Below are 5,115 nucleotides of genomic sequence, written 5' to 3'. Positions count from 1 at the left end.
CGTCAGGGTGACCCGGGTTCTTCTGTATTCTTCGTTTCATTGGAAGACGACCTGATGCGTCTGTTCTCTTCCGACCGTATTGCCGGTGTGATGGACAAATTAGGCTTCAAAGAAGGTGAAATGATCGAGCACAGCATGATTTCCAAATCAATCGAGCGTGCCCAGAAGAAGGTTGAAGAAAACAACTTCGGTATTCGTAAACGTTTGCTGGAATACGATGACGTGATGAACAAGCAACGTACGGTTGTCTACACCAAACGCCGTCACGCCTTGATGGGCGAGCGTATCGGTATGGATATCGTCAACATGATATGGGACCGTGCTGCCAGCGCTGTCGAAGCAGCCGATTATGAAAGCTGCAAGATGGACGTACTTCAGGTACTTGCCATGGAAGTTCCATTCACCGAAGAAGAATTCAAGAATGAAAAGAAAGAAAAACTGGCCGAACGTGTATTCGATGCCGCAATGGAACTGTTCAAACGCCGTACCGAACGTATGGCACAGATTGCCAATCCGGTCATCAAGCAGGTATACGAACAGCAGGGATTCATGTACGAAAACATTCTGATACCTATCACAGACGGAAAACGTATCTACAACATCTCATGCAACCTGAAAGCTGCTTACGAAAGCGAATGTAAGGAAGTAGTAAAATCGTTCGAGAAATCAATCCTGCTGCATGTCATTGACGAAGCATGGAAAGAAAACCTGCGCGAACTGGACGAACTGAAACACTCAGTACAGAATGCAAGCTACGAACAGAAAGACCCGCTGCTTATCTACAAGCTGGAGTCAGTTAATCTGTTCGACAATATGGTCAACAAGATCAATAACGAAACTGTTTCCATCCTGATGCGTGGACAGATCCCTGTACAGGAAGCTCCTGCACAGTCGCAACAGCCTCAACAGCCGCAGGATGCACAGCCTGCACAGCAACCTGCACAGCAACAGACTCCTCAGCAACACGTAGAAGTACGCCAGGCTGCCCCCGAACAACGTCAGGACATGAGTAAGTACCGGGAGCAGAAAGAAGATCTGAACGATCCGAACCAGCAGGCAGCAGCCGCACAGGATACTCGCGAACAACAGAAACGCGAACCGATCCGTGCTGAAAAGACTGTAGGTCGTAACGATCCCTGCCCTTGCGGAAGCGGCAAGAAATATAAGAACTGCCACGGAAGAAACCAATAAGTTCCGTTAGCAATCTTTTCAAACTAGCAACACAAAGCCTTGAACGGTTAAAAACTGTTCAAGGCTTTTTATTTATAGCGAGAAAAGTGTATTTTTGTTCATGCGAATAAACAGATAAAGACCATGACAAAGTATATTTATTCTTTCATTTTTTTCTGCCTGTTGTTAAGCAGTTGCCAAAGTCTGGAACAGCTTTCGATAGACTACATGATTCCTGCTGAAATAAGTTTTCCTCCCATGCTGAAACGGGTAGCCATCGTCAACAATATGCCCGATACGCCCAACAACCAGCTGATAAACCAAAAGCAGGATGCACCCAAAACGGAAAGAGAAGTAACCCGACTTGTCCAGTACTATAACGGAAACCCCGTACTGGCAACCGAATCGCTGGCACAGGCCATTGCCGATGAAAACTACTTCGACGAAGTCATCATCTGCGACTCAGCCCTGCGCAGCAACGACATCACTCCTCGCGAAACCACCTTAAGCATGGAAGAAGTAGATGCATTGACCCGGCAATTAAAGGTTGATTTCCTTATTGCGATAGAAAACATACAAATGAAAGCTATCCGCAAGATAGAGTCTATTTCTCCTTACAACACTTACCTCGGCACTACCGACCTGGCCGTATATCCCACTGTCAGAATATACGTGCCCAACCGCAGCAAGCCCATTGCCAGCCTAACTCCTTCGGACAGCATTTTTTGGGAAAACGTTGGGATCGGAATAGAACAGGTAAGAGCCCGTCTCATCAAGGATGAGGACCTGATAAAGGAAGCCTCCATCTTTGCCGGAACGATTCCCGTAAAACATCTGCTCCCTTACTGGACTACGGAACGGAGATACTTCTTCACCGGTGGCTCTGTGAACATGCGCGACGCAGCCATCTATGTAAAAGAGAAAAACTGGCCGGGCGCAGTTGCCCTTTGGGAAAAAGAATACAACAAGAAGAAAGGTAAGCAGAAAATGTATGCCGCCTACAACCTGGCATTGGGTTACGAAATGCAGGACAGCATACAGAGCGCATTGTCCTGGGCACAAAAGGCACAGGCTGTAGCAGCCGAAATAGATCAGGTAGAACAGAAGAAAACTACCCGAGGAGTCGATGCCAGCAGTGTCCCCAACTATTTGCTGACCAGCATGTATGTGGTAGAACTGGAGAAACGGCAAGCCAGCATACACATGCTCGACATGCAAATGGGCCGCTTCAGGGAAACTGAAAAATAACAGTGTACCGAAGTTTCCCGGCTTTTTTTAACCGATTATTAATTATTTTCCCTACCTTTGACGCACGCATAAAGAAAGAAGCATATGAAACTCAGCCAATCTACATTATCGCTCATAGAAGAAACCATCAAGAAAGCAATCGCCAAATTTGCCTGCGGTTGCGAACAAACCATCGTCACCGACATTCATCTGCAACCCGTCCAGAGTTCCGGAGACTTGCTGATTTTCGATGACGACGACAACGAACTGGCACATGCCACTGTCGAAGAGTGGATGACCTACGAGGGTGACGACTTTTACGAGAACGTAGAACGCATATTTGCCAACATGCTTGGCAACATGAAGAAAGAAGGTGCATTCGACAAGCTGACCATCATGAAGCCCTATTCTTTCGTTCTGGTGGACGAGGAAAAGGAAACCATTGCCGAACTGCTCCTGATGGACGACGATACATTGATGGTAAACGACGAGTTGCTGAAAGGATTGGACGAAGAGCTGGATGACTTCCTGAAGAAACTGCTGGAATAGGTTACCCAGATTTTGCTTCCTCTCCCCCTCTCTTTCTTTTATTTTTTCCAGGAACATTCTGACTAAGAGAGATATCTATTAAAACAAAAAATTCACGCTGATTGCAGTTTTACTTCTTAGTTGCTGCATCAGCGTGAATCTTTTTTATGGTCTTATGTCAGCTCAGGCTTTCTTCAAAGCTGCAATGCTTTCTTTCAAAGACTTGATGATGCTCTCGGCATCGGCCTGTTTCTTACGTTCCAGTTCGATGACAGCAGCCGGAGCATTGTTCACAAACTTCTCGTTGCTCAGTTTCTTCATAACTCCCTGCAAGAAACCTTCCTTGTGCTTCAACTCGGCTTCCATACGGGCTATTTCGGCTTCCACATCAATCAGGTTACCCAACGGAACAGCATATTCCGTAGTGCCGACCATGAACGAAGCAGCGCCTTCGGTCTTTGAGGCTACCGACTGAATGGCAGAAAGGTTACACATCTTAGTGATGACTGCCGTATAAGCGGCTACCGGATTTTCGCCTACTACCTGCAACTCCAGTTCTTCTTTCTGGGCGATGTTCTTCTGCAGACGGATGGCACGGATGTTACTGATCACTTCCTTTACAGCCTCGAACTGCTTAAGCAGCTCTTCGTCGTAAGCAGCAGGAGCTGCCATCGGGCTTACCATCAGGCTTTCGCCGTCCTTGCGGTCGGCAATGTGCTGCCACAGCTCTTCGGTGATGAAAGGCATGAACGGATGCAGCAGGTGCAGCAGGTTGTCGAAGAAAGCAATGGTCGTATCATATACCTTGCGGCTGACGGGCTGTCCGTAAGCAGGCTTGATCATCTCCAGATACCAGGCCGAGAACTCGTCCCAGAACAGTTTGTAAACTGCCATCAGCGCTTCGCTCAGACGATACTTGCCAAACAAGTCTGCTACTTCGGCTGCTACGGCATTCTGCTTGGCATCGAACCAGCGCATAGCCAGCTCGGCAGCCTCGGGCACAGCGGCATCGTCGCTTACTTCCCAACCTTTGACGAGGCGGAAAGCATTCCATATCTTGTTGTTGAAGTTACGTCCCTGCTCGCACAATGCATCGTCGAAGAGGATGTCGTTTCCGGCAGGAGCCGAAAGCATCATTCCCATACGTACACCGTCGGCACCGTACTTCTCGATCAGATCCAGCGGGTCGGGCGAGTTGCCGAGCGATTTGGACATCTTACGGCCGAGCTTGTCGCGCACGATACCGGTGAAGTAAACGTTGCGGAAAGGCATGTCGCCCATGTATTCGTAACCGGCCATAATCATACGGGCCACCCAGAAGAAGATAATATCGGGTCCTGTCACCAGGTCGCTGGTGGGATAATAGTATTTGATTTCTTCGTTGCCGGGATTGTTAATACCATCGAACAGCGAGATGGGCCACAACCACGAAGAGAACCATGTATCCAGACAGTCCTCGTCCTGACGCAGGTCGGCCAGTGTCAGTTCGGCATTGCCGGTCTTGGCCTTGGCCAGTTCCAGTGCCTGTTCGGCAGTCTCGGCTACAACGTATCCGCCTTCGGGCAGATAGTAGGCCGGAATACGGTGTCCCCACCACAGCTGACGGCTGATGCACCAGTCCTTGATGTTCTCCAGCCAGTTTTTGTAAGTGTTCTTATATTTGGCGGGGTAGAACTTCAGTTCGTCGTTCATTACCGGCGGCAGAGCCATGTCGGCAAAGTGCTGCATCTTGAGGAACCACTGCATGGAGAGCTTCGGTTCGATGGGCACATTGGTACGCTCGGAGAAACCTACCTTGTTGGTATAAGCTTCCACCTTCTCCAGCAGTCCGGCGGCGGCCAGGTCTTTCTCAATCTGCTCGCGCACGTCGAAGCGGTCCATACCTACGTACAGGCCGGCGGCTTCGCTCAGGGTGCCGTTGTCGTTGAAGATGTCGATGCTCGGCAGGTTGTACTTCTCGCCCAGCATGTAGTCGTTCACGTCGTGAGCCGGAGTCACTTTCAGACAGCCGGTACCAAACTCGATATCGACATAACTGTCCTGAATGACAGGGATTACGCGGCCTACCAGCGGCACAATCACCTTCTTGCCTTTCAGCCACTGGTTCTTGGGATCGGCCGGATTGATACACATGGCCGTATCGCCCATGATGGTTTCCGGACGTGTGGTGGCTACCACTGCATAACGGCG

3 protein-coding genes and 1 pseudogene (1 of these 4 only partly in view) are annotated in these 5,115 nt (G+C 49.3%); 3 read left to right on the top strand and 1 reads right to left on the bottom strand.

Translation table 11 applies throughout. The features are described 5' to 3' along the window. From QVP67_RS04615 to QVP67_RS04605, 3 genes are all read left to right on the top strand, one after another. Positions 1–1,191 (top strand): preprotein translocase subunit SecA (locus tag QVP67_RS04615; RefSeq protein ID WP_288179909.1); only part of this gene is annotated, 1,191 nt, incomplete at its 5' end. A gap of 123 nt (positions 1,192–1,314) precedes the next feature. After that, the gene (locus tag QVP67_RS04610; protein WP_022162387.1) at positions 1,315–2,418 is read left to right on the top strand and encodes a DUF6340 family protein; all 1,104 of its coding nucleotides are present in this window, start codon (positions 1,315–1,317) and stop codon (positions 2,416–2,418) included. Between the two features lie 84 nt (positions 2,419–2,502). Beyond that, positions 2,503–2,946: a hypothetical protein gene (locus QVP67_RS04605; protein ID WP_022162386.1), complete on the top strand. Its 444-nt coding sequence runs from the start codon at positions 2,503–2,505 to the stop codon at positions 2,944–2,946. A gap of 162 nt (positions 2,947–3,108) precedes the next feature. Here the strand turns inward: QVP67_RS04605 and QVP67_RS04600 are convergent. After that, positions 3,109–5,115: pseudogene (locus tag QVP67_RS04600) on the bottom strand (valine--tRNA ligase) (it continues 704 nt past the right edge of the window).

Source organism: Bacteroides sp. CAG:633 (assembly GCF_000435115.1).
In the GTDB taxonomy this organism is placed as follows: Bacteria; Bacteroidota; Bacteroidia; order Bacteroidales; family Bacteroidaceae; genus Bacteroides; species Bacteroides ndongoniae.
This window is presented reverse-complemented; position numbering and strand designations above follow the sequence as displayed.